The organism is Delftia acidovorans SPH-1, assembly GCF_000018665.1.
In the GTDB taxonomy this organism is placed as follows: Bacteria; Pseudomonadota; Gammaproteobacteria; order Burkholderiales; family Burkholderiaceae_C; genus Comamonas; species Comamonas acidovorans.
The window spans coordinates 3,343,287-3,368,448 of sequence record NC_010002.1; the positions used below are offsets into that span (position 1 = coordinate 3,343,287).

Consider the following 25,162-nt stretch of genomic DNA (forward strand, 5'->3'; position numbering starts at 1 on the left):
TTCAGGTTCTGAAGCAGAAAAAGGTCAGGTCGTCGCGGCGGTGGTGCTCGCCCTGCCAGGCCTGCAGGGCGGCCAGCAGGGCGCGGTTGATCTCGGCGGGCGTGCGGCCGGCCTGCTCCAGCAGCAGCTCGCGCACGCGCTTCTTGCCGAAGGTGATGCCGCGCGGGCCGCCGACCTGGTCGATCAGGCCGTCGGTGGTGACGAAGACCAGGGTGGCGGCGGGCAGCTCCAGGTCGATGTTGTTCCAGGCGAAGTCGAACTCGCTGTCCACATAGCCCACGCCCTTGCGCTGGCCGTCGAGCACCTCCACCGCCTCGGCGCCGGGGCGCAGCACGAACAGCGCAAGGCGCGCGCCCGCAAAGCGCAGGCGCCGGTGCGCGGGCTCGAACCAGAAGCAGGCCGCGTCCAGCCCGTCGTCGGAGCCGGGCGTGCCATCCTTGCCGTCGAGCTGGCCCAGCATCTGCTTGACGCTGCGGTTCACATGGCCCAGCAGCGCAGCCGGGTCGCGCGGGCCGTGCTCCTTGATGGCCTGGCTCAGGCTGCTGGTGGCGATCAGCGTCATGAAGGCGCCGGGCACGCCGTGGCCCGTGCAATCGGCCACGGTGGCAAACCAGCCATCGCCGTCCTGGCTGAACTGGTAGAAGTCGCCGCCGACCACATCGCGCGGCTCCCAGACCAGGTCGGCGCCGGGGCAGGCGCGGGCCAGGGAGTCGCGCGAGCTGCGCAGCAGCGACTGCTGGATCACGCTGGCGTATTCGATGCTGTGCATGATCTGGCGGTTGCGCGCCACCTGCATGTCCGCCACCGCGCGCATCAGCTGCAGACCGTTGCCCACGCCCGCGAACAGGCCCTCGCGCGTGATGATGAAGCCATCGGTCAGCGCCTTTTCGCCGTACTCCACGGTCTTCACGGTCAGGGTGTCGATGTCGGTGGAGGCATCGACCACCAGCGGCTCCTTGTCCATGAAGGCGATGCAGCTCTTCTTGCCGTACAGCTCCATGCGAAAGGGCTTGCTGAACTGGGACAGGAAGATGCTGCGGTTGATCAGGCCGATGGGGCGGTTGCCCTCCACCACGGGCAGGCTGATCAGGTCCCGGTGGCGCGTGAAGACCTCGAGCACCTTCTCGTTGGTCTCGTCGGCGGTCATGCAGGGAACGGGGGTACACAGGTCCGCAGCGCTGGGTGGGCGGAAACGTGGCCTGGAATCGCTCAGGTAGGCGCGGGACTCATCCATGGAAGGCACATCGCAAAATTGTTAAGGAATGTTACGTTTTCCTTGTTGCAGTTTTGTGACGCGCACGGCCCTGGTTGGTATGCACCGCTCTTGCGCATAACCATGCGCCAAAAGCTTCGTTGTGGCGTGGCAGGGCGGTTCCTAGCATGGGGCTTCCACCCATGCAAGCACTGAGGAGAGACGCCGTGAACGCTGTCACCGAAGCCAGCCACCTGAGCACCGTGGCCCAAGACCTGGAGCAGGACCGGCAACAGCCGCTGCAGATCCAGCCCCTGTCCGGCCGCATAGGCGCCGTGGTCCACGGCGCCAGGCTGTCGGGCGAGCTGGCGGCCGAACAGTTCACGCAGATCCATGCGGCCCTGCTGCGCCACCGCGTGCTGTTCTTCCGGGGCCAGCACCATCTGACGGATGCATCGCACCAGGCCTTCGGGCGGCTGTTCGGCGAGATCGAATCGCACCCCACCGTGCCTGCCCCGGACGGCACGGCCTTTCTGGAGCTCAATTCCCAGCATGGCGGCCGCGCCGATTCCTGGCATACCGACGTCACCTTCAAGGCGGCCTTTCCCAAGGTCTGCGTGCTGCGCGCCGTCACGCTGCCCGGCCATGGCGGCGACACCGTCTGGGCCAATACCGTGGCCGCCTATGAGGGCCTGCCCGAGCCGCTCAGGCAACTGGCCGAGCAGCTGTGGGCCGTGCATGGCAACGACTACGACTATGCCGAGAACTTCCGCCAGAACGCCGCCAGCCAGACCGAGACCGCAGGCCGCGCCAGCTACCGCAAGGTGTTCACGCGCAAGACCATCGAGTCGGAGCAGCCGCTGGTGCATGTGCACCCCGAGACCGGAGAGAAGGCGCTGCTGCTGGGCCACTTCGCCAAGCGCATCAAGGGCCTGCGCGCCAATGAATCGACGGCGCTGCTGCAGCTGTTCAACGAACGCATCATCCGGCTGGAGAACACCGTGCGCTGGCAGTGGGCGCAGGGCGACGTGGCCATCTGGGACAACCGCGCCACGCAGCACTACGCCATCAACGACTACGGCGATGCCCACCGCGTGGTGCGCCGCGTCACCGTGACCGGCACCGTGGCCACCAGCGTGGACGGCCGCCACAGCGTGGACATCACGGTGCCCGAGCCGCTGGCGGCCTGACTGCCCGTGCTATCGGGCAGCGCGCTGCCTGACCGCGTCTTCGTGCAGCGACTCGCTGAGCTGGTCCACGACGATGGACCACGACGCATCGGCCTTGAGCTGCTCGGCCAGGAACTGGCGCTGCGCATCGCTCCAGTAGGGCGCATCCACCACATCCACATCGGCGGCCAGCTGGTGCGCGCGGATGAAATCGGCAATGGCCTGGTCACTGGCATCCAGGCCCAGCTGCAGGAAGAGATTGGACATGCGTACGACGGAGTTGTTCATGAAGGCGTGTGGATGTGTGTGGGTTGAGAGGGCGCTATCTTCCCCGATTTGACCGGCCCTGCGGACCGGTTGCGGTCATTCGTTGCGCGGGTAGGTGCAGGCTGACAGCCTGCCGCGCTCCGGGCCAGCGTGCGCGCGGCGACCGCCCCACTAGCATGGGGCCATGAGCATTCCCGTCCCTGATCCCGCATGGCCGCCGACCTGATCGTGGCCCGCCCCGAAGGCCTGTACTGCGCGGCCGGCGACTTCTACATCGACCCCTGGCGGCCCGTGGACCGGGCCGTGATCACGCATGGCCACTCCGACCACGCGCGCGCCGGCCACGCCCATTACCTGGCCCATGACGACAGCGAGGGCGTGCTGCGCGCACGGCTGGGGGCGGACATCACGCTGCAGACCCTGCCGTATGGCGAAGCCATCGATCACCACGGCGTGCGCATCTCCCTGCACCCGGCCGGCCATGTGCTCGGATCGGCCCAGGTGCGGCTGGAGCATGGCGGCCAGGTCTGGGTGGCCTCGGGCGACTACAAGACCGAGGCCGACGGCACCTGCACCCCCTTCGAGCCCGTGCGCTGCGACACCTTCATCACCGAATCCACCTTCGGCCTGCCCATCTACCGCTGGCCCCGCCAGCCCGAGCTCATGGCCGACATCAACGCCTGGTGGCAAGCCAATGCGGCCCAAGGCCGGCCCTCGGTGCTGCTGTGCTATGCCTTCGGCAAGGCCCAGCGCATCCTGCATGGGGTGGACCGCCGCATCGGCCCCATCGTCGTGCATGGCGCGGTGGAGCCGCTCAATGCCGTGTACCGCGCCGCGGGCGTGGACCTGCCGCCCACGCTGCGCGTGACCGACCCCGGCGTGGATGCACAACGGCTCAAGACCGCCCTGGTGCTGGCGCCGCCTTCGGCGCAGGGCACGCCGTGGATGCGCCGGTTTCCCGGCCATGCCGATGCCTTTGCCAGCGGCTGGATGCAGCTGCGCGGCACGCGCCGGCGCCGTGGCGTGGACCGGGGCTTTGTCATGTCCGACCATGCCGACTGGCCCGGCCTGCAGTACGCCATAGGCGCCACGGGCGCCGAGCGTGTCTTCGTCACGCATGGCAGCGTGGCGGTGCTGGTGCGCTGGCTGCGCGAGCAGGGCCTGGATGCGCAAGCCTTCCAGACCGAATACGGCGATGAGGACGAGGCTGCCGCAGCCCAGGCTGCACCGGATGAGACGCCCGCGCCATGAAGGATTTCGCCGCCCTCTACCGCGCGCTGGACGCCAGCACCGCCAGCCGCGACAAGCAGGCCGCGCTGCAGGCCTATCTGCGCGCCACCGCGCCTGCCGATGCGGCCTGGGCCGTCTATTTCCTGGCCGGTGGCAAGCCACGCCAGCTGGTGCCCACCAAGGTCTTGAAGGAGCTGGCGCGCGAGGCTGCCGGCCTGCCCGAATGGCTGTTCGACGAAAGCTACGAGGCCGTGGGCGACCTGGCCGAAACCATTGCGCTGCTGCTGCCGCCACCCGGTGACGCGCACGACCTGGGCCTGGCCGCCTGGGTCACGGACCACCTGCTGCCGCTGCGCGGCATGGCGCCCGAGGCGCTGGCGGACACGCTGCGCGCGCAGTGGGCGCGGCTGGCGGCCGATGAGCGGCTGGTCTACTTCAAGCTGATCACTGGTGCCTTCCGGGTCGGCGTGTCGCGGCTGCAGGTCACGCAGGCGCTGGCGGCCGTCAGCGAGGTGGATGCCAAGCGCATCGCCCAGCGGCTCATGGGCTACACCCACATCGGCGCGCGGCCCGGGGCGGCCGACTACCTGCGGCTGGTGGCGGGGGAGGAAGAGGGCGATGACGCGCATTCGGGCGAAGCCCGGGGCCACCCCTATCCCTTCTTCCTGGCCCATCCGCTGCAGTTGCCGCTGGAGCAGTTCGACGCCGTGCTCGGCCCGCCGTCCCAATGGGTGGTGGAGTGGAAATGGGACGGCATACGCGCCCAGATCGTGCGGCGCGGCAGCGGTGACGCGCTGGGCACCTGGATCTGGTCGCGCGGCGAGGAACTGGTGAGCGAGCGCTTCCCCGAGCTGCAGGCCATGGGCGATGCCTTGCCTGCGGGCACCGTGATCGACGGCGAGATCGTCGTCTGGGCCGCGCAGCAGGGCGAGGCGCCCGCCCATGTGCGCCCCTTTGCCGACCTGCAAAAGCGCATAGGCCGCAAGACCCTGGGCCCCAAGCTGCTGCGCGAGCTGCCCGTGGTGCTGCTGGCCTATGACTTGCTGGAGGAGGGCGGCCAGGACCTGCGCGCGCTGCCCCAGCATGAACGGCGCGCAAGGCTGGAGCGGCTGGTGGCCTTGGTGGCGCATCCGGCGCTGCTGCCCAGTCCGGTCCTTGCGGGCGATAGCTGGCAGGCCCTGGCCGAACTGCGCGAGCAGGCCCGTTCCCTGGGCGTGGAGGGCATGATGCTCAAGGCCCGCGATGCCGCCTACGGCGTGGGCCGCACCAAGGACAGCGGCGTGTGGTGGAAGTGGAAGATCGATCCGCTGAGCGTGGACGCCGTGCTCATCTATGCACAGCGCGGCCACGGCCGTCGCGCCAGCCTCTACAGCGACTACACCTTTGCTGTCTGGAACGCGCCGCCCGGCACCGAGGGCCGCGCCCTCGTGCCCTTCGCCAAGGCCTATTCGGGTCTGACCGATGCCGAAATGGCGCGCGTGGACGCCGTCATCCGCAAGACCACGGTGGAGAGCTTCGGCCCCGTGCGCAGCGTGCGGCCCACCCTGGTGTTCGAGCTGGGCTTCGAGGGCATTGCGCGCAGCGCACGCCACAAGAGCGGTATTGCCGTGCGCTTTCCGCGCATGCTGCGCTGGCGCGAGGACAAGCCTGTGCAGGAGGCCGACTCCATCGACACGCTGGCCGCCCTGCTGCCGCATTCCGACCCTTGATCAACCCTTGACCGACCCGCGACCCACCCGTGACCCACCCTTGACGCACCGCGCCATGGCCACCCGTTCCTCCCACCCCCTCGCCACCGCCTGGCTTGCCGCACGGGGCTGGAAGCCCTTTGCCTTCCAGCGCGCCGTGTGGAAGGCGCTGGCCCAGGGCCACAGCGGCCTGCTGCACGCCACCACAGGCGCAGGCAAGACCTATGCGGTCTGGCTGGGCGCGCTGCAGGCCTTTGCGCAGGCCTCCAAGGCGCCTGCACAGGCCCCTCTCCAGGCCCCTGCCCAGGCCCCACCCAGCAGGAGGAAACCCGCCGCCGCGCCGCTCACCGTGCTGTGGATCACGCCCATGCGCGCCCTGGCGGCCGACACGCTCAAGGCGCTGCAGACGCCCTTGCAGGCGCTGGCCCAGGACCATCCCGCGCTGGCGCGCTGGACCGTGGGCGCACGCACGGGCGATACGGGAAGCGCCGAGCGCAGCGCGCAGTCGCGCCAGCTACCCACCGTGCTGGTCACCACGCCCGAGAGCCTGTCCCTGCTGCTGGCGCGGGCCGATGCGCGCGAGCTGCTGGGCTCCGTGCGCCTGGTGGTGGCCGATGAATGGCACGAGCTGCTGGGCAACAAGCGCGGCGTGCAACTGCAGCTGGCCCTGGCGCGGCTGCGCGGCTGGAGCCCGCAACTGAGCGTCTGGGGCATGTCGGCCACGCTGGGCAATCTGGACGAAGCCATGCAGACCCTGCTGGGCCTGGACGACCATGGCCAGCCGCGGCCCGGCGTGCTGGTCCAGGGCCAGGTGGACAAGCGCCTGGTGGTGGACACCTTGCTGCCCGACCGGCCCGAGCGCTTTTCCTGGGCCGGCCACCTGGGGCTGGCCATGCTGCCGGCCGTGGTGCGCGAGCTGGAGGCCACGGCAGGCTCCACCCTGGTCTTTGTGAATGTGCGCTCGCAGGCGGAGCTCTGGTACAAGGCGCTGCTGGAGGCCCGGCCCGACTGGGCCGGCCTGCTGGCCATACACCATGGCTCTCTGGACCGGGGTGTGCGCGAATGGGTGGAGGCCGGGCTCAAGGCCGGCACGCTCAAGGCCGTGGTCTGCACCAGCAGCCTGGACCTGGGCGTGGACTTCCTGCCCGTGGAGCGCGTGCTGCAGATCGGCTCGGCCAAGGGCATTGCGCGGCTGCTGCAGCGCGCGGGCCGCTCGGGCCATGCGCCGGGCCGGCCCTCGCGCATCACCCTGGTGCCCACGCACAGCCTGGAGCTGGTGGAGGCCGCCGCCGCCCGCGCCGCCGTGCGCGCGCAGCAGGTGGAAATGCGCGCCAGCCCCCGCCAGCCCGTGGACGTGCTGGTGCAGCACCTGGCCACCGTGGCCCTGGGCGGCGGCTTCGTGCCCGATGAGCTGTATGCGGAAGTGCGCCGCACCGTTGCCTACGCCGGGCTGGCGCCTGCGGTCTGGCAGTGGTGCCTGGACTTCGTGCACCGGGGCGGCCCCTCGCTGGCCGCCTATCCCGACTACCAGCGCGTGCGGCCCGACGCGGAGGGCATCTGGCGCATGCCCGACGCGCGGCTGGCGCGCAGGCACCGCGCCAACATCGGCACCATCGTCAGCGACGCCAGCATGAGCGTGCAGATCCTGCATGGCGCGCGGCTGGGCAGCATGGAAGAGAGCTTTCTGTCGCGCCTGTCGCCCGGCGATGCCTTTGTCTTCGCGGGCCAGGTGCTGGAGCTGGTGCGCATCGAGGACATGACCGCCTACGTGCGCCGCGCCGCCAGAACGCGGCCCACCGTGCCGCGCTGGGCGGGCGCGCGCATGCCGCTGTCCACCGTGCTGGCCGACTTCGTGGTGCAGCAATTGGCGCTGGCGGCAGCGGGCGACTACCACTCGCCCGAGCTGCGCTGCGTGCGCTCCCTGCTGGAGGTGCAGCAGCGCTGGTCGGCCCTGCCCACGCCCGGCACGCTGCTGGCCGAAACCCTGCGCACGCGCGAAGGCTGGCATCTCTTCCTCTACCCGTTTGCGGGCCGCCATGCCCATACGGGGCTGGCCAGCCTGCTGGCCTGGCGTGCCGCGCAGGGCGAGATGGGCACCTTCTCCATCGCCGTCAACGACTACGGGCTGGAGCTGCTGAGCGCCACCGAGCGTGACTGGGCCGCCATGCTGCCCGAACTGCTGCGCGCCGAGCCGGTGCAGGCCGTGGCGGCGCCCGGACGTGTCTCTGCCACGGAGGCGGGCGCCATGCGCAATACCGCCAATGCCGACCGCCACTGGGACCAGGCCGCCGAGGATGCCCACCTGGCGGGCGATGACGCCCGCCACGCCCTGCTGCACGAAGTGCTGGCCAGCCTCAACGCCACCGAGATGGCAAGGCGGCGCTTCCGCGAGATCGCCCGCGTCTCGGGCCTGATCTTCCAGAGCCACCCGGGCGAGCGCCGCAGCGCGCGCCAGCTGCAGGCCTCGGCCCAGCTGTTCTTCGAGGTCTTTCGCAAGTACGACGACATGAACCTGCTGCTGCGTCAGGCCGATGAGGAAGTCCTGAGCCAGGAGCTGGACGTGGCCCAGCTGCTGGCCGCGCTGCGCCGCATGCAGGCGCAGCAGCTGGTGGTGAGCGCACTGCGCCGTCCCAGCCCGTTTGCCTTTCCGCTGATGGTGGAGCGCTTTCGCGAAAAGCTCACCAACGAGCACCTGGCCGACCGCATCGCGCGCATGCTGGCCCAGCTGCACGAGGCGGCAGACGCCGGCGGTGCAGCCAGCGAGCCGCGCACGCAGGACCTGGTCCCGCCCGATCCGCCGCTGCGTCCACGGAAAAAACCCAAGGCAGACCAGCCCCCCGCCGTGGACGAGGACACGGCCGCCGTGCGCCGTACGCTGGATTTCTCGCTGCAGGCCACCGATGGCCCCGAGGCCGATGCCGCCAGCCGCCGCCCGCGCCGCGTACGCAAGCCCTCGCGGCCCTTGCCGCTGCTGTAGAACCATTGCACCGCTGATGAAAGGCCACGCACCGTTGCCAAGTCCTGTTTCCCCCGACGCCCTGGCCGGCAGCCTGGGCATCCTTCTGGCGGGCGAGCCCGTCCACCTGCTGGCCCAGCACGCCCTGTGGTGGCCCGCCCAGGGCACGCTGTTCATTGCCGACCTGCACCTGGGCAAGGCCGCCACCTTCCGCGCGCGCGGCATTCCCGTGCCGGCCGGCACCACCCAGGGCAACCTGGACCGGCTGTCGGCGCTGCTGCAGGGCCTGCCGGTGCGCCGGCTGGTCGTTCTGGGCGACTTCCTGCATGCCGCGCAGGCCCGCACGCCGTCCGTGCTGGCCGCCCTGGCCGACTGGCGACGCCGCCACGCGGCGCTGGAAGTGGTCCTGGTGCGTGGCAACCACGACAGCCATGCGGGCGACCCGCCGTCCGCGCTGGGCATCAGCGTGGTGGACGAGCCCTGGCGCCTGGGGCCATTCGCGGGCTGCCATTACCCGCAGGAGGCTCCTGCCTGCCATGTGCTGGCCGGCCATGTTCACCCCGCCGTCGTGCTGCGCGGCCCCGGGCGCGATGCGCTGCGCCTGCCGTGCTTTGCCGTCCATGCCGGCTTCACCCTGCTGCCGGCCTTCGGCCTGTTCACTGGCATGGCCAGCCTGCCGCCCGGTCCTGGCCTCCAGCGCTTTGCCGTAGGCGGCGGGCGGGTCTGGGCCGTTCCCTGTGGAGGGGGCGGGATGTAATCAGGCGTAATTTTCTGACGGATCGTTGTTCCCTACAGTGCGCTTGCGCCCGCACGGCGGGGCAGCAGAAAGCGCCGCAGCGCTTTTTTGATTCATCAGGAGAGATGCATGGGCGTTCAACTCAACTTCGTCAATCAATCGAACGACGCAAACAACTCGCAGATCGTCATCTTCCAGAAAAACGTGGCCAGCGATTTCGAGGAACTGGCCGTGGCATGGCGGGTCATCAAGTACTGCGGCCAGGGCGACAACCACCCGTTCACCTTCCCGCTGGGCCTGCAGGTCGGTGCCAGCGACAGCTATGGCAACCACACGCCTCAGCTGGAGGCGCAGTTCGGCCAGCAGTTCCAGCTGTCCCTGAGCAGCAGCGGCGATCGCCTGGCGCCCGCAGGCTATGGCGCAAGCTCCAACGAAGTGCAGGTGCTCAACTCGCTGCCCCGGGGCGCCATCAATGCCAGTTGTTACAAGGACGGCCGGCTGCTGGCCGTCAAGACCGCGATTGCCCCCCAGCAAAAGGCCGTGTTCGAATTCAAGCCCACCATCTGGATCGGGGTGGTCTCGCAGATCGAACAGGGCCAGGTCATGAACTCGGCCATCCTGGGCGACATCAACACCGAGATCTCCCTGCTGGGCATCTCGCGCGCCGACATCGTGATGCGAGGCGGCGGTGCGGGCGCCGGGTCCACGCCGTTGTCGTTCACGCTGGAGAATGTCGTGATGTGCTGAGGCCTGCCCCGCACCCCCGACTGGGGGGGCAGGCACATCGGATGACGACTCCGTGACAGTTGTCACACCTCTGTCATGGAGGCGGCCAAGAATCCCGCACTTGTCCGGCCCGCGCAGGCCACTCCCCGCAGGTGCCCCACCCATCCATGACTGACGCAGCCTCCCCCCTGGCCCAGGCCAATGAAGACGCAGGCCTGATCTGCGGCTGGCGGTTTTTCTGCGACACGCAGCGGCGTGTGGAGGCCATGACGGCACAGTCGGCCGCGCAGTGGCTGGGCGCAGAGCGTCCGCTCACCGAGCCCGGCCGGCGCGACTTCCTGTGGCTGCACTTCAACCTGGCCAATACCCAGTCCCTGCGCTGGCTGCAGCGCCACGCCGCGCTGCCCGAAGTCTTCTACACCACGCTGCGCGAGGGCCTGGCCTCCACGCGCATCGAGCGCTCCGATGACTCCCTGGTCGCCGTGCTCAACGATGTGAATTTCGAGTTCAACTTCGAGTCGGCCGACATCGCCACGCTGTGGATCTGCCTGGACGAGCGCCTGGTCGTCACCGCGCGCACCCAGCCCCTGCGCTCGGTCGATGCGCTGCGTGCCGGCGTGCGCCAGGGCGACAGCCCCGCCAGCACCGCCGAGCTGCTGGAACACCTGATGCGCACCCAGGCCGACGTGCTGGTCAAGGTGGTGCGCGAGACCACGGCGCGCGTGGACGACATCGAAGACGCCATCATCGCGCAGCGCTACCACCATCCGCGCGCCCACCTGGGCCGGCTGCGCCGGCTGCTGGTGCGCCTGCAGCGCCTGCTGGCGCCCGAGCCGGCCGCGCTGTTCCGCCTGCTGCAGCAGCCCCCCGCCTGGATGGGCGAGGACGACCGCCGCGGCCTGGCCGCCGCCAGCGAGGAGTTCTCGCTCATGCTGCGCGACATGCAGACCCTGCAGGACCGCATCAAGCTGCTGCAGGAAGAAGTGGCCGCCGCCGTGAACGAGGACAACAGCAACAGCCTCTTCGTGCTGACCGTGGTCACCGTGCTGGCCCTGCCCATCAACATCCTGGCCGGCCTGTTCGGCATGAACGTGGGCGGCATACCGCTGGCAGAGCACGAGCACGGCTTCTGGATCGTGGTGTCCATCGTGATCGCCTTCACCGTCATCGCCGCCTGGCTGGCGTTTCGCAAGAAGCGGTACAGGGATTAGGGCTCAGGCCGCCACAGCCCTTGCCCTCGCCCCGAACGCCATCGCCCGCAACTTGCCCAGCAGCGGCCACACCAGCATCAGCAAGGCCAGCGTGGTGATGGTGCCCGACAGGCCGTTGTGCCAGAAGATGCCCAGCGCGCCCTGGCTGGAGAGCATGCTCTGGCGGAAGGCGTCTTCCATGCGGTCGCCGAGCACGATGGCCAGCACCATGGGCGCCAGCGGATAGTCGAGCTTCTTGAACACGTAGCCGACCACGCCGAAGACCAGCATGAGCCAGATGTCCGTGGCATTGCCGTGCACGGTGAAGGCGCCGATGGCGCAGACCATGAGGATCATGGGCGCGACGATGGAAAACGGCACGCGCAGGATGGCGGCGAACAGCGGCACGGTGGCCATGACGATGACCAGGCCGGCGATGTTGCCCAGGTACATGCTGGCGATCAGGCCCCAGACGAAGTCCTTTTGCTCGGTGAACAGCAGCGGGCCGGGCTGCAAGCCCCAGATCATCAGCCCGCCCAGCAGCACGGCCGCCGTGGCCGAGCCCGGAATGCCCAGGGCCAGCATGGGCAGCAGGGCCGAGGTGCCGGCCGCGTGGGCGGCGGTCTCGGGGGCGAGCACGCCTTCGGGGGTGCCCTTGCCGAAGCTGTCGGGGTCGCGCGAGAACTTCTTGGCCAGCCCGTAGCCCATGAAGCTGGCCGCCACGGCGCCGCCGGGCGTCACGCCCATCCAGCAGCCCACCAGGGCCGAGCGCAGCATGGTCAGCCAGTAGCGCGGCAGCTGGGCCCAGGTCCTGAACACCACCTTGAGGTCGATGGAGGCCTTCTTGCCCTTGAAGGCCAGGCCTTCCTCGATGGTCATCAGGATCTCGCTGATGCCGAACAGGCCGATCACCACCACCAGGAAATCAAAGCCGCGCAGCAACTCCGTTGAGCCGAAGGTCATGCGCAGGTCGCCCGAGATGGTGTCCATGCCCACGGCCGCCAGCAGCAGGCCCACGGCCATGGCGGCCACGATCTTTGCCTTGGGCTCCTTGCCCATGCCGATGAAGGAGCAGAACGTCAGGAAGAAGACCGCAAAGAACTCCGGCGGCCCGAACTGCAGCGCGAACGAGGCCACGACCGGCGCCAGGAAGGTGATCAGCATCACGCCCGAGATGGCGCCGATGAACGAGCCCGTGAAGGCCGTGGTCAGCGCGGCCCCGGCGTGGCCCTGCTGGGCCATGGGATAGCCGTCGAAGGTGGTGGCCACCGACCAGGCCTCGCCCGGGATGTTGAACAGCACCGAGGTGATGGCGCCGCCGAACAGCGCCCCCCAGTAGATGCAAGACAGCAGGATGATGGCCGAGGTGGGCGACATGCCGAAGGTCAGCGGCAGCAGGATGGCCACGCCGTTGGGGCCGCCCAGGCCCGGCAGCACGCCGACCACGATGCCCAGCAGGATGCCCGTGAGCATCAGCCCCGTGTTCTGCCAGGTGGTGACGGCCGCGAAGCCGTGCGCGAGGTATTGGAGTTCGTCCATGGTGTTGCTCCGTGGCGGCGACAGGGGTCAATAGCCGAGCCAGGCTTCAAGCGGACCCTTGGGCAGGGGCACCTTGAACTGGATCTCGAAGACGTAGAACAGCAGCACGCTGGTGAAGCCCGACAGCGCCACGGCCTTCCACCAGGGATAGCGGCCCGCAAACACCATGAAGCCCGTGATGAACAGCACCGAGGCCGCGTAGATGCCCAGCGGCGCGATCACGGCGATGTAGGCCGTCAGCGGCAGCAGCACCTGGGCCACGCGCCTGAGCTGCAGCCAGCTGGCGAACTGCTCCTGGCTGCGGCTGCGCAGCGCCTGCACGAAGACGGCGATGGCGCAGATGCCCAGCACGGCGCCCACGCGCAGCGGGAAGTAGCCGGCCTGCGGGCCGGTGTCGCTCCAGCCCGCGCCAATGCGCTGGTTGTCCCAGACCACGAGCACGGCCAGCGCCAGCAGCACGGCGGCCACGCCGTACTCCACATGGCGGCGGGACAGGCCGGGGGCCTGGGCTTCGGTGGCGGGGATGGATTCGGTGGCCGCGCTGGAGGGCTGGGCCGGGGCTGCTGCTGCTGCCGCTGCATTGGAGGAGGGCGGGGCAAGGTGGATGGCGGTGTCCATGGCGCGGCTCCTCACTTGGCGGCGGCGGCCACGCTGGCCGACAGGAAACCGGCCTTCTTCATGATGTCGAGGTGGCGCGTCTCGTCCTTGGCCAGGAAGTCCACGAAGGCCTGCCCCGTCATGTACTCGGGCTTGAGCGCGTTTTTCTCCAGGTACTCCTTCCACTCGGGCGTGGCCACCACCTTTTGCATCACGCCTGCATAGAACTGCGCCTGCTCGGGCGTGGTGCCGGGCGGCAGGAAGAAGCCGCGCAGCATAGTGTATTGCACGTCCAGGCCCTGCTCCCTGCAGGTGGGGATGTCCGACAGCGCCTGGCTGCCCGTGACCTTGGCCGTGTACTCGATGCGCTGCGTGTCGAACACGCACAGCGCCCGCACCTGGCCCGCGCGCCACTGCGCCATGGACTCGCTGGGGTTGTTGACGTTGGAGTCGATGTGCTTGCCCACCAGCTGGGTGCTGGCCTCGCCGCCGCCCTTGTAGGGGATGTAGGTGAACTTCACGCCGGCGGCCTGTTCCATGTTGGCCGTGATGATCTGGTCCTCGCGCTTGGAACTGGTGCCGCCCATCTTGAACTTGCCGCCGGCCTGCCGCGCGGCGGCCAGGTAGTCGGCGGGCGTCTGGTAGCCGGTCTCGGCATTGACCCAGAGCACGAACTGGTCCTGGGCAATCATGGCCACGGGATTCAGGTCGCGCCACTGGAAGGGCAGGGCCGTGGCCATGGGCAGGGTGAAGATGGCCGTGGATGCCACCAGCAGCTTGTGCGGGTCGCGCGCCGAGGCCTTGACGTCCAGAATGCCCTCGGCGCCGGAGGCGCCGGCCTTGTTGAGGATGACCACGGGCTGCTCGATCAGCTTGTGTTTGGTGACGATGGCCTGGATCACGCGTGCCATCTGGTCCGAGGCGCCGCCGGCCGAGAACGGCACGACGAGTTCGACGGACTTGGCGGGCTTCCACTGCGCCCAGGCGGCAGGGGCGGCGAGGGTGATGGCGGCGGTGGCGGCGAGGGTGGCGACGGCAGTTGCCGCCAGGCGGTTGCGGGGCGATGTCATGTCTCTTGTCTCCTGTTATTTCCTGGTATTGGTGCAATCCACGATCAAGGGGGCGAGCCATGTGCTCCGGCTCTGCCAAGGGTTTTCGGCGCGGGGCCGATGGGTTCAGGCGGCCTTGCGCAGCGCACCGGCTGCGGCGTGGGCAGCGAAGTAGTCCATGGACGCCTGCACGCCGCTGCCGGCCAGCCGGATGCCGGACAGCTTCAGACCCATCTCCACGCCCGCCACCATGGCCAGCAGCGTGAGGTCGTTGCTGTCGCCCAGGTGGCCCATGCGGAACATGCGGCCCTTGAGCTTGCCCAGGCCCGCGCCCAGCGACAGGTCGAAGCGCGTGTGGATCAGGCGGCGCAGGGCGTCGGCATCCACGCCTTCGGGCGTGATCACGCCGGTGAGCACGGGCGAGTAGACCTGCGGATCGGCGCACTGGATGGGCAGGCCCCAGGCCTGGACGGCGGCGCGCACGCCGGCCGCCCAGCGCTGGTGGCGCGCAAACACCGTGTCCAGCCCTTCGGCCAGCAGCATGTCCAGTGATTCGGACAGGGCGTACAGCAGGTTGGTGTTGGGCGTGTAGGGCCAGTAGCCGGTCTGGTTCATCTCCACGATCTCGTCCCAGGCCCAGAACGACTTGGGCAGCTTCGCGCTTTTGGCGGCCTCCAGCGCGCGTGGCGACAGCGCGTTGAAGCTGATGCCGGGCGGCAGCATCAGGCCCTTTTGCGAGCCGCTGATGGTCACGTCCACGCCCCATTCGTCATGGCGGTAGTCGGCGCTGGCCAGGCCCGAGATGGTGTCCACCAGCAGCAGGGCCGGGTGGCCCGCCGCGTCGATGGCCCGGCGCACGGCGGCGATGTCCGAGGTCACGCCCGTAGAGGTCTCGTTGTGCACCACGCACACGGCGCGGATCCGGCGCTCCGTGTCCTTGCGCAGCCGTGCCTCGATCAGGCCGGCCTGCACGCCATGGCGCCAGCCTGGCGCCTGGGGCAGGTGCTCATCGGAGCCGCCATAGGACAGGAACTCGGTGGACAGGCCCAGGCGCGTGGCCATCTTCTGCCACAGCGAGGCGAAGTGGCCGGTCTCGAACATCAGCACATGGTCGCCAGGGCTGAGCGTGTTGATCAGGGCCGCCTCCCAGGCGCCCGTGCCGGAGGCCGGATAGATCACCACCGGATGCCGGGTCTTGAAGACCTGCTGGATGCCGGCCAGCACCTTGAGGCCGAGCTGGCCGAACTCCGGCCCCCGGTGGTCGATGGTGGGCAGGCTCATGGCCCGCAGGATGCGGTCGGGAACCGGGCTGGGGCCGGGGATCTGGAGGAAGTGGCGGCCCGTGGGATGGTTGTCGAGCGTGAGCATGGTGCGTCCTTTTCAAGGAAATGCCAGGTCGGTCTGCGGGAAAGGGTGCTTGCGAATTTTTGCATTCAAAATTCATAAATGCCTTGGTGATAACCATGAATGCCTTGAGAAATGCTTGCGTAAAAATGAATGCAAAATTCATTCGACCAGGAGAATCCATGGCGGAGATCATCGAGATTTCGCGGCTTGCCCTGCATGACCAGGTGGCGGCTCGGCTGCGCACCTGGCTGGTGGAGGGGCGCATACCGCCCGGTGCCAAGCTCAACGAGCGCGCGCTGTGCGAGCAGTTGCGCGTCTCGCGCACGCCGCTGCGCGAGGCCATCAAGCTGCTGGCCTCCGAAGGGCTGGTGGACCTGGTGCCCAACCGCGGCGCCGTGGCCGTGCGCCTGGGCGAGGCCGATGTGCTGCAGACCTTCGAGGTGCTGGCGGGGCTGGAGGGCATGTCGGGCGAGCTGGCCGCGCAGCGCATCAGCGAGCAGCAACTGGCCGAGGTGCGGGCCCTGCACTTCGAGATGCTGGCCAGCCATGCGCGCCAGGACCTGTCCGGCTACTACCGGCTCAATGCGCTGATCCACTCGGCCATCAACCGCGCCGCCGCCAACCCCGTGCTGGCCGAGACCTATGGCCGCATCAACGCCCGCGTGCAGTCGCTGCGCTTTCGCACCAACCAGGACGCGGCCAAGTGGAAACGCGCCGTCCAGGAACACGAACGCATGCTGGAGGCGCTGCAGGCGCGCGACGCCGCCGCGCTGCGCCAGGTGCTGGTGGCCCACCTGGAGCACAAGCGCGACACCGTCATCGCCCTGCTCAAGGCAGGCCAGATCTACCCACGAACCATGAACGAATGAGAGCCGCCATGCTGATGGAATCCACGCACCGCCTTGCCGCTTCCCCCGACGACACCGTGCCCGCCCCCGGCACCGTGCTGCCGCCCGACGATGTCAGCCAGATGCTGGCGCGCCGCCTGCGCTCGGACACGCGCGGCCAGGTCCTGTTCGACGCCGCCTCGCGCGGGCGCTATGCCACCGATGCCTCCATCTACCAGATCATGCCGGTGGGCGTCTTCGTGCCCACCTGCGAAGAAGACATCGCCACGGCCCTGCAGATCGCCCGCGAGCTGAAGGTGCCCGTGCTGCCGCGCGGCGGCGGCACCAGCCAGTGCGGGCAGACCACGGGCGCGGCCCTGGTGATCGACAACAGCAAGCATTTGCGCAACATCCTCTCGGTGGACCCTGATGCAGGCACGGCCGAGGTCGAGCCCGGCCTGGTGCTGGACCACCTCAACGCCCGGCTCAAGAAGCTCGGCCTGTGGTATCCGGTGGACGTATCGACCAGCGCCCAGGCCACGCTGGGCGGCATGGCGGGCAACAACTCCTGCGGCTCGCGCTCCATTGCCTACGGCAACATGGTGCACAACGTGCGCGGCGCCCGCGCCTGGATGGCCGATGGCGAGCTGCTGGACTTCGGCCCCGTCGCCCAGGCCACGGGCCGCGCGGCGCGCATTGCGCAATTCGTGCACGGGCTGGCGCAACAGCACCGGGCGGAAATCCACGCGCACTGGCCCAAGGTCATGCGCCGCGTGGCGGGCTACAACCTCGACATCTTCGACAACCAGAGCGAGCGGCCCTACACGGCCGACGGCAGCGTCAACCTGGCCCATCTGCTGATAGGCGCCGAGGGCACGCTGGCCTACACGCGCTCGCTCACCCTGCAGCTCAGCGCGCTGCCGCGCGCCAAGGTGCTGGGCGTGGTCAACTTCCCCACCTTCCACGCGGCCATGGACTCGGCCCAGCACATCGTGAAGCTGGGACCCACGGCCGTGGAGCTGGTGGACCGCACCATGATCGAGCTGGGCCTGGCCAACCCGGCCTTCAAGCCCACCATAGAAACCGCCCTCATCGGCCGCCCGGCTGCCATCTTGCTGGTGGAATTCGCCGGCGACGACCGTGCCGCGCTGCTGGCGCGGCTGCGCCAGCTGGTGGAGCTGATGGGCGAGCTGGGCCTGCCCGGCAGCGTGGTGGAAATGCCCGAGGAAGCGGCCCAGAAAAACCTCTGGGAAGTGCGCAAGGCGGGGCTGAACATCATGATGAGCCTCAAGGGCGATGGCAAGCCCGTGAGCTTCATCGAGGACTGCGCCGTGCCGCTGCAGCACCTGGCCGAGTACACCGACGCGCTCACCGAAGTGTTCGCGCGCCATGGCAGCCGGGGCACCTGGTACGCCCATGCCTCCGTGGGCACGCTGCATGTGCGGCCCATCCTGGACATGCGCACCGACGGCGCGGCGCGCATGCGCGCCATTGCCGAGGAAGCTGCCGAACTGGTGCGCAAATACAAGGGCGCCTTCAGCGGCGAGCACGGCGACGGGCTGTGCCGCGGCGAGTGGATTGCCTGGCAGTTCGGGCCCGCCATCACCGAGGCCCTGCGCGCCATCAAGCAGCATTTCGATCCGGACAGCCTCTTCAACCCCGGCAAGATCATCGATACGCCGAAGATGGACGATGGCCGGCTGTTCCGCTTCGCGCCCGCCGATACGCCCCGGCCTTACCGGCGCGTTCCCATCACGCCCGTGCTCGACTGGTCGGCCTGGAACGTGCAGGCCGACCCGGTCACCGAAATCACCACGGCACCCGGCACGGGCGGCGACGTCACCGGCGGCTTTGCCAAGGCCGTGGAGATGTGCAACAACAACGGCCACTGCCGCAAGTTCGACGCCGGCACCATGTGCCCCAGCTACCGCGTCACGCGCGACGAGCAGCACCTGACGCGCGGCCGCGCCAACACCCTGCGCCTGGCCATCTCGGGCCAGCTGGGGCCGGATGCCTTCACCAGCGAGGCCCTGCACGACACCATGGACCTGTGCGTGGGCTGCAAGGGCTGCAGGCGCGACTGCCCCACGGGCGTGGACATGGCCCGCATGAAGGTGGAATTCCTGGCCCACTACAAGGCCCGCCATGGCCACACGCTCAAGGACCGGCTGGTCGCCCATCTGCCGCGCTACGCCGCCACGGCCAGCCGCATGCCCTGGCTGCTGAACCTGCGCAACCGCCTGCCCGTGCTGCGCCAACTGGGCGAAAAACTGCTGGGCCTGTCCGCCAGGCGCTCGCTGCCGGCCTGGCGCAGCGACACCTTCTGGCGCGCGCCCGAAGCACATACCTTTCTTGACCGCGACCAGGCCCTGGCCCGCGCGGCGGCCGGCGAGCGCGTGGCCGTGCTCTTCGTGGACACCTTCAACGGCACCTTCGAGAGCGAAAACGCCCTGGCCGCCGCGCGCGTGCTGCAGGCGGCCGGCTATGCGCTGCACACCGCCAGCAAGTCCGCCAAAGAGGGGGGCGGCCACCACTGCTGCGGCCGCACCTACCTGGCCACCGGCATGGTCGAGCAGGCCAAGGCCAGCGCCGGTGCGCTGATCAACGCCCTGGCGCCCCTGGCCCGGGCCGGCATCCCCATCGTCGGCCTGGAGCCCTCCTGCCTGCTGACCCTGCGCGACGAAGCCCTGGTCATGGGCCTTGGCGAGCCTGCACAGGCCGTTGCCGCCCAGGCCCTGCTGTTCGAGGAATTCATTGCCCGTGAAGTGAAGGCCGGCCGCTTCGCGCTGCCGCTGCGCGCCGCCGAGGCGCCCATCCTCGTGCACGGCCATTGCCACCAGAAGGCCTTCGGCGCCGTCAGCCCCATCCTCGACGTGCTGCGGCTGATTCCCGGCGCCCAGCCCGAGCTCATCGAAAGCTCCTGCTGCGGCATGGCCGGCAGCTTCGGCTACGAGGCCAGCCACCACCAGGTCTCCATGGACATGGCCGAGGCGGCCCTGCTGCCGGCCATCCGCCAGCGCCCCGAGGCCATCGTCGTGGCCGACGGCACCAGCTGCCGCCACCAGATCGCCGACGGCGCGGCGCGCGAAGCCGTGCATGTGGCGCGGCTGCTGGAAAGCCTGCTGGACGCCCGCTGACCGCCATCCTCCCTACCGCACAAGACAAGGCACTCCCATGAAGCACAAGCCCTGCCTGGACCTCCAGGACATCAAGACCATCGCCCAGGCCGCCGAGGCGCATGCCACGGCGCGCGGCTGGGCCGTCAGCATCGCCATCGCCGATGACGGCGGCCACCTGCTGTGGCTGCAGCGCCTGGACGGCGCGGCACCGGCCTCGGCCCACATCGCGCCGGCCAAGGCCCACGCCGCAGCACTGGGCCGCAAGGAAAGTCGGCTCTATGAGGAAATGATCAATGGTGGCCGTACCGCCTACCTGAGCGTGCCCGCGCTGCAAGGCCTGCTGGAAGGCGGCGTGCCCATCACCAGTGAGGGCCACTGCCTGGGCGCCGTGGGCGTCAGCGGGGTGAAGCCGGCCGAGGATGCGGAGGTGGCGCGGGCGGGGATTGCGGCGCTACAAGTTCTAAAGGAGTAAGGGCGCTGGCGGGCGTAGAACGCTTCAATCCAGCGACCAAAAGCCCAATCGGCCCAGGCTGCCGGCCAAGCCTATCCGAGAGATCCTCCAACTGTTCAATGTCGAGATATGAAGTTCTTGCGCATCAGTGAAGGCATTCATGGCGTTGAGCAATTCCGTCATGTTGCCCACGCCGGCACGGTACCGGCCTCGAACGACTTCAAGCGCCTGTCGCGACTGGTCTTCGATTTCACTGGCACGTTGAAGGCTTTCGGTCTCGGTCTTCAGCGTTTGGTAGTTAAGCCATACGTCGCGTGAAATCCGTTGAAGTGTGTCTTCCATGGCTGCTGTGCTTTCAGCTGCACGGGCTTGCGCATCGCGTATGCGGTATTCGCGCTCCATCCCGTCAAACAGCGGGATGTTCAGCAGAAGGCCCAGGCTGCTATCCGACTGACGGAAGTCAGAGCCCAAGGCTGGCGGTTGCATGCTGCGCGAACGGTTGATGCTCGCTGTCAGCGCGACATTGGGCCGACCATAAGCTCGGCTTTCTTGCACAGCCGACTGCGCGGCACTCAGTCTGGCCTGTGCGGCCCTCAGGGTGGGGTGCGTCTGCTGGGCGATTGCCAGTAGTTCGTCCAGTGCAACAACGAAACTCAAGTCTGGCTGAGGAGCAGAAAGGGTCTCGACGCGCAGCGGAAGATCTGCAGATTGCCCCATCAACAAGGCCATATCGCCGAGTACCTGTTCAAGCGAACCCTGGATACGCGTCACTCTGAGGCTGGCTCGAGATAGTGCCGTCTTCGCCTGCAGCATGTCGGACAAGGCTGCTGCCCCCACCTGGTACTTGGCGTTTGCCGCCTGGTGGTTTTCATCCGCCAGATCCAGAACCTGCCGCGCCGCTTGCAGGCGTTCTTGGAGCGACTGCGCCTGATAGTACAACTGCACCGAGCGCAGGAATGCTTGCTGTACAGCAGCCTGCCCGGAGGCATTTGCGGCGCGCAACAGCTGTCGTGCAGTCTCCAGCGCTGCTTCGCGGGCTCCGAAATCCAGCACCACCCAATGGAGGTTGACGGCGCCGGTGTAGGTTTGCCTGCTGCCGCCCGAGCCACCGCTTGCGCGCTGGATCTCGCTGTGTGCCTGTCTGGCGTCTAGTTGTGCGTTCAGCCTTGGCAAGTAAGCCGACTGTTTGAGTCCGACCTGGGCTGCTTGCGCGCGGGTTTGAGCCCATGCCAGACGCACGTTGGGATCATTGCAAAGCATGCGTTCCACGGCCTCGGCGACAGGCAAAGGGTCGGGCATCGCAGCAAAGATGCAGGGTGTTGGCGATCCAGGCCGTGCGATGGCTGTTAGGGGCTGAACAACCCTCTCCTCAGCCTGAAAGATGTCCGTCGATGCCAGAGTGCACATCGGTACCACGCTCAGTAGCGCGGCCAGGCAGCCAGCTATACAGAGCAGCAAGCATCGCCATGGGCAGTTGCAGAGCAAGACGGGAGGTCGGCTCATGGAACGGCTGCCTCCACGGCAATGGCGCTTGCATGCAATCGTGTGATGTCAATCACGCGCTCAGCCATGGCAATCGTGTCAGGACGATGTGCAATCGTGATACGTGTCACAGGCAGTCGGCCAATGGATTCGTTGACCTGCTGTTCGCGCTCCACATCCAGGTGGCTGGTGGCTTCGTCCAGAACCAGCACACAGGGTTCACGGTACAAGGCCCTGGCCAGCAGAAGGCGTTGCTTTTGGCCTCCGGACAAGGTGTTGCCCATGTCCCCATTGAGCGTGTCGTAACCCATCGGCATGGCAAGAATATCGTCATGGATGAAAGCTGCCCGTGCTGCAGCTTGGACCCGCCCCATGTCGATCACGCCATCCAGTCCCGCAATATTTTCCTTGAGGCTTGCAGAGAACAACTGATCGTCCTGCATCACGACGCCAATGCGCCGCCTCCAGTTCGACAAGCCAAGGTAGCTCAGCGGCTGCCCATCTACCCGAACGGTTCCCGAGGTCGGCTCCAGCAAGCCCAAGATGATCTTGGCCAGTGTCGTCTTGCCGCATCCGGTCGGGCCAACGATGGCTACATGTTCCCCTGCATGCAGCTTCAGGTCGATATCCTTCAACACCCATGGACCGCCTTCGGCGTACCGGAAGCTCACCTTGTCCAGATGGATTTCAGGCGGTGCCCAGCCTCTGGAGTCGAACTGCTCAGGTAAGGTGCCTGCGGTCTTTTCAGGCTCGGTCAGCACGATGTCGGACAGCCTCTCCACATGCAGCCGCAGCATGCGCATCGACATCATGTTGTCGATGAACCGCTGCATCCTGGAGGAAAACTCATTTTTGTAGGCAATGAAGGCCATCAACATGCCAACCGTCAATGCGCCCTCGATGGTCATGTACGCACCTGCCGCAAGCACGGCCACGGTTTCCAAGCCAAACAGCAGGCTGTAGCTCGACCCGAAGGTCAGCGTCATACGGTTGCTGAGCATGCGCCTGTTGGACGCCTGCACCATGCGGTTGGCCCAGTCGGATGCGCGATGTGCCTCCAAGCCCGCGATCTTGACGCTCTGCATGGCGCGCAGACTTTCCAGAAAATGGCTTTGTGCTGTTGCTTCATGAACCAGCGCTTCGTCGCTGAGCCGATGAAATGCCCCATGTGTGGACAGGCGTATGGCCGCATAGGCCACGATGGTGAACACGGCCACAGCAGCCAGCAGTGGGCTGTAGATCAACATCACGACCCCGGTGATGATGGCAAACAGGGCATCAAGCACGATATCCACCAGCTTGCCCGTCACGGTCTGCTGGATATTGTTGGCAGACTGGAAGCGCGACAGCACGTCACCGGTGTGGCGGACTTCGTACCAATGCATCGGAAGCTTGAACAGGTGCCGCGCGATGCGCGAAGACCATTGGATGCCGAGCTGATACGTAGCAACGATCCCCAGCCAGCCGCGTGTCCACTCCAGCACCGTGCGCACTACAGTCAACAGTACAAAGCCGATGGCGATGACTCCTATGAGATCAAGCTCGCCAGAAACGACGGGGCCGTCCATCAACCACTGCGTGAACAAAGGCAGGATGAGGGCCACCACTTGCAGGGCAGCAGCCAGCAAGAGCAATTGAAGCAGGCTGCGCCTGAGGCCGATGATGGGACCCATCAAATCCCGCCAGCTGATGGGTGGCTTCGGCTTGATCTGCTGAAAGGCCGGTGTCGGCCACATTTCCAAGGCAAAACCTGTGAAATGCTCGCTGGCCTCTTTTAGGGGCAAAGTGCGCAAGCCCTTGGCCGGGTCATGAATGGTGATCTTGCGGCGTGAAACCTTGGTCAGCACCACGAAGTGGGTCAGGTCCCAATGAAGGATGCAGGGCAGGGTCAGCTTGGTCAAGCCCTGAAGATCCATGCGCACCGCCCGGGCACCCAGGCCAAGAACCTCTCCCATGCGTATGAGGTCGCGCAGGCTTGTTCCACGAATCGATACGGCAAAGCGTGTACGCAATTCGTTCATGGAAAATGCATTCTTATGGTGTGCCGCGACGTGGCCTACGCAAGCCATTCCGCATTCACTCAATGTGGTTTGCAGATAGGTGCTCACGGTTTTCCGATTCTTGAGGCCACTGGGAGAACGGAACCGAGAACCCAGTCCTGCACTGCTTTGGTGTCATCAAGATCCTGGTGGTACTTGATCTGCGGAACATAGGGCACATTGTCCTGTCGGCGTCTGCCTACCCATACTTTGAGGGGAACCCATAATTTGAGACCGCTGGGAAGCATCACTGACCCAACGTCGATATAACGGGTATCAGCATTGGTTGTGCTGCCAACATGCAAGGCTCCCGGAACACTCATGACCTCGTCAACAAAATCAAGGCAAGCACTGTTGCAATATGAATCGGTTATCAAAATAAGTTTTCCCTGGAATGGTGGCACCTCTTGACCCGTGTCTTCATCATCTATTGCTGAACCATGAGCTTGCTCTATGAAATTCTCACCGCGCCGGGCGGCCGTGGCCATGGATTCACTCAGTCCATCTAGCCATTTGTATCTTGTGCTCTCCCTGCCTTCAATCTGCAGAGCGGATGTGCTGTGGGCTTTCAAAGTTTCCATGGCCAAGGGTGATACACGCCAATATGCTCTGGCCTCGTTAAGCAGAGGTGTGTTGCTTTTCAACAAGGCTCGCAATAAACGGGACCCAACCGAGGAGTCTCCTCCATTGTTTCCCCGTGTATCAAGTACGACTGCGTCAGCAGAACCTAGCGCTCGCACTTCGTTGAGCAGACTCTCGAATTTGATGAATGCCTCAGCATCCAGCATGAAATTGGAGGCATGTATCCAGTAAACACCTTTTTTTATCTGATGCATACCCTGCTGTGGAGCTGGTTGGCGTCCGATTTTCGTATTATCTGTTTGCTTTTTCCAAAGCAAGGAAATTTCGTGCCTTTCGCCATCGGGTTTCTGGATAATGCAGCTCATGGGCCGCAAAGGATCCCAGAGAGGGTGATGGGATTGCTCCAAGGTCATGTATCTTGAGAGTTTTTCAAGCGTGTTATCCAAATACGTTCGCCTGTCCACAAATGGTGCAACCTTACTGCGCAGAATTTCAGTAATGTCAACTCCATCACAAGATATGATCTCATCACCTATCTGCGGCAAATCCACGGGCCAAACGTTGGCTTTTGATGTGGCAAAGTATCGGCCATTTTTGTAACTCATTACAAATCCTGCCCAATAAAGGTGGCTTGATTGACTTAATACTCTTCCCGCTGTCAAATGTTCATCCATGAATCCGGTTAGATAATAATTAACTGCAGCCCAGGCTTGCTCTTTAGATCTGCTTCGTCCGGCAAGTAAGAGGGATTTTTGATATCCGAACTCCAGCCAGTGATTGAATTCAAGATTTTCTTCGTCCAACTTGGCTGGATGTGTTTCGCTGATGATATCGTGGACTTTCTTGATGTCTCGAATGGCGACTTTATCCCACTCTTCAATGGTTTTATGCATGCTGTTTTTATGAGTCACCATCTCAGATGGATGTGCATGTGCCGATGGATTGAGAATGAATTGCATGATGATTGCGATTAGTG

19 protein-coding genes are annotated in these 25,162 nt (G+C 66.6%); 10 read left to right on the forward strand and 9 right to left on the reverse strand.

Translation table 11 applies throughout. The features are described 5' to 3' along the window. Window position 1: 1 nt before the first annotated feature. Entirely contained in the window at window positions 2-1,234 is a 1,233-nt protein-coding gene (locus DACI_RS15265) for a SpoIIE family protein phosphatase (protein WP_012204884.1), read from the reverse strand. A gap of 185 nt (window positions 1,235-1,419) precedes the next feature. Between DACI_RS15265 and DACI_RS15270 the strand changes: the two genes are divergently transcribed. Beyond that, window positions 1,420-2,382: a TauD/TfdA dioxygenase family protein gene (locus DACI_RS15270; RefSeq protein WP_063326491.1), complete on the forward strand. Its 963-nt coding sequence runs from the start codon at window positions 1,420-1,422 to the stop codon at window positions 2,380-2,382. A gap of 9 nt (window positions 2,383-2,391) precedes the next feature. On the opposite strand, the gene DACI_RS15275 is transcribed toward DACI_RS15270, so the two are convergent. After that, on the reverse strand, window positions 2,392-2,649 hold the full coding sequence (locus DACI_RS15275; protein ID WP_012204886.1) for a DUF2789 domain-containing protein: 258 nt from the start codon (window positions 2,647-2,649) through the stop codon (window positions 2,392-2,394). 189 nt (window positions 2,650-2,838) lie between these two features. Here DACI_RS15275 and DACI_RS15280 point away from each other — a divergent pair, with 189 nt between their 5' ends. From DACI_RS15280 to DACI_RS15305, 6 genes are all read left to right on the forward strand, one after another. Next, entirely contained in the window at window positions 2,839-3,879 is a 1,041-nt protein-coding gene (locus tag DACI_RS15280) for a ligase-associated DNA damage response exonuclease (RefSeq protein ID WP_012204887.1), read from the forward strand. Beyond that, on the forward strand, window positions 3,876-5,567 hold the full coding sequence (locus DACI_RS15285; protein ID WP_012204888.1) for an ATP-dependent DNA ligase: 1,692 nt from the start codon (window positions 3,876-3,878) through the stop codon (window positions 5,565-5,567). Before DACI_RS15280 ends, DACI_RS15285 begins: the two co-directional genes overlap by 4 nt. Before the next feature lie 55 nt (window positions 5,568-5,622). Next, window positions 5,623-8,523: a ligase-associated DNA damage response DEXH box helicase gene (locus tag DACI_RS15290; protein ID WP_012204889.1), complete on the forward strand. Its 2,901-nt coding sequence runs from the start codon at window positions 5,623-5,625 to the stop codon at window positions 8,521-8,523. 16 nt (window positions 8,524-8,539) lie between these two features. Next, on the forward strand, window positions 8,540-9,259 hold the full coding sequence (gene pdeM, locus DACI_RS15295; RefSeq protein ID WP_012204890.1) for a ligase-associated DNA damage response endonuclease PdeM: 720 nt from the start codon (window positions 8,540-8,542) through the stop codon (window positions 9,257-9,259). A 108-nt stretch (window positions 9,260-9,367) separates the two neighbouring features. Then, the gene (locus DACI_RS15300; protein WP_012204891.1) at window positions 9,368-9,985 is read left to right on the forward strand and encodes a hypothetical protein; all 618 of its coding nucleotides are present in this window, start codon (window positions 9,368-9,370) and stop codon (window positions 9,983-9,985) included. Between the two features lie 146 nt (window positions 9,986-10,131). Then, window positions 10,132-11,175 carry a transporter gene (locus DACI_RS15305; protein ID WP_012204892.1) on the forward strand — a complete coding sequence of 348 codons (1,044 nt, stop codon included), beginning with the start codon at window positions 10,132-10,134 and terminating at the stop codon, window positions 11,173-11,175. Between the two features lie 3 nt (window positions 11,176-11,178). On the opposite strand, the gene DACI_RS15310 is transcribed toward DACI_RS15305, so the two are convergent. The 4 genes from DACI_RS15310 to DACI_RS15325 form a co-directional block, all read right to left on the reverse strand. Then, window positions 11,179-12,693 carry a tripartite tricarboxylate transporter permease gene (locus tag DACI_RS15310; protein WP_012204893.1) on the reverse strand — a complete coding sequence of 505 codons (1,515 nt, stop codon included), beginning with the start codon at window positions 12,691-12,693 and terminating at the stop codon, window positions 11,179-11,181. Between the two features lie 27 nt (window positions 12,694-12,720). Continuing rightward, on the reverse strand, window positions 12,721-13,311 hold the full coding sequence (locus DACI_RS15315) for a tripartite tricarboxylate transporter TctB family protein (protein ID WP_012204894.1): 591 nt from the start codon (window positions 13,309-13,311) through the stop codon (window positions 12,721-12,723). An 11-nt stretch (window positions 13,312-13,322) separates the two neighbouring features. Then, on the reverse strand, window positions 13,323-14,360 hold the full coding sequence (locus DACI_RS15320; RefSeq protein ID WP_012204895.1) for a Bug family tripartite tricarboxylate transporter substrate binding protein: 1,038 nt from the start codon (window positions 14,358-14,360) through the stop codon (window positions 13,323-13,325). 105 nt (window positions 14,361-14,465) lie between these two features. Further along, window positions 14,466-15,707 (reverse strand): pyridoxal-phosphate-dependent aminotransferase family protein, encoded by a 1,242-nt coding sequence (locus DACI_RS15325; protein WP_012204896.1) that lies wholly within the window; start codon window positions 15,705-15,707, stop codon window positions 14,466-14,468. Between the two features lie 158 nt (window positions 15,708-15,865). Here DACI_RS15325 and DACI_RS15330 point away from each other — a divergent pair, with 158 nt between their 5' ends. From DACI_RS15330 to DACI_RS15340, 3 genes are read left to right on the forward strand one after another with little or no spacing between them, the layout of a single operon-like run. Then, entirely contained in the window at window positions 15,866-16,555 is a 690-nt protein-coding gene (locus tag DACI_RS15330) for a GntR family transcriptional regulator (RefSeq protein WP_012204897.1), read from the forward strand. An 8-nt stretch (window positions 16,556-16,563) separates the two neighbouring features. Continuing rightward, a complete protein-coding gene (locus DACI_RS15335; RefSeq protein WP_043781592.1) occupies window positions 16,564-19,650 on the forward strand; it encodes an FAD-binding and (Fe-S)-binding domain-containing protein in 3,087 nt (1,028 codons plus the stop codon). Window positions 19,651-19,687: 37 nt separating this feature from the next. Then, window positions 19,688-20,104, forward strand: a complete 417-nt coding sequence (locus DACI_RS15340; protein WP_012204899.1) for a heme-binding protein — start codon at window positions 19,688-19,690, stop codon at window positions 20,102-20,104. Between the two features lie 24 nt (window positions 20,105-20,128). On the opposite strand, the gene DACI_RS15345 is transcribed toward DACI_RS15340, so the two are convergent. The 3 genes from DACI_RS15345 to DACI_RS31990 form a co-directional block, all read right to left on the reverse strand. Further along, window positions 20,129-21,382 carry a TolC family protein gene (locus tag DACI_RS15345; protein WP_192812319.1) on the reverse strand — a complete coding sequence of 418 codons (1,254 nt, stop codon included), beginning with the start codon at window positions 21,380-21,382 and terminating at the stop codon, window positions 20,129-20,131. Window positions 21,383-21,582: 200 nt separating this feature from the next. Further along, window positions 21,583-23,673, reverse strand: a complete 2,091-nt coding sequence (locus tag DACI_RS15350; RefSeq protein ID WP_157059653.1) for a peptidase domain-containing ABC transporter — start codon at window positions 23,671-23,673, stop codon at window positions 21,583-21,585. Beyond that, window positions 23,670-25,145, reverse strand: a complete 1,476-nt coding sequence (locus DACI_RS31990) for a S41 family peptidase (protein ID WP_192812320.1) — start codon at window positions 25,143-25,145, stop codon at window positions 23,670-23,672. Before DACI_RS31990 ends, DACI_RS15350 begins: the two co-directional genes overlap by 4 nt. Window positions 25,146-25,162 lie beyond the last annotated feature (17 nt).